This window comes from Parafrigoribacterium mesophilum (genome assembly GCF_039652555.1).
Taxonomy (GTDB): domain Bacteria; phylum Actinomycetota; class Actinomycetes; order Actinomycetales; family Microbacteriaceae; genus Parafrigoribacterium; species Parafrigoribacterium mesophilum.
In genome coordinates this window covers 1-299 of sequence record NZ_JBDJAF010000026.1, presented here as the reverse complement: position 1 = coordinate 299, position 299 = coordinate 1, and the positions used below count along the sequence as shown (strand labels likewise).

Here is a 299-nt window from a genome sequence, read left to right as displayed (position 1 = left end):
GAGCAGACCGAGCAGGGCGATGATCACGGTGACGCCGGCGAACACTACAGCGCTTCCGGCCGTGCCTACGGCGATCGCGGCCGACTCTTGGGACTGTTCGCCCTGGGCCAGTTGGGTCCGGTGCCGGGACAGGATGAACAGGGCGTAGTCGATGCCGACTGCCAGGCCGATCATCAGTGCCAGCAGCGGCGCGGTGCTCGACACCGTCGTGAACGCGGCGACGGAGGTGATGTCGCCCATCACGACCCCGACGCCGATGAGGGCGGACAGCAGCGGCAATCCCGCCGGAAGCAGCGCAC

1 protein-coding gene is annotated in these 299 nt (G+C 68.6%); it reads right to left on the bottom strand.

Annotation, left to right across the window (positions count from 1 at the left end):
- Positions 1–299 (bottom strand): MMPL family transporter (locus tag ABFX56_RS15955; RefSeq protein ID WP_346234350.1); only part of this gene is annotated, 299 nt, incomplete at both ends.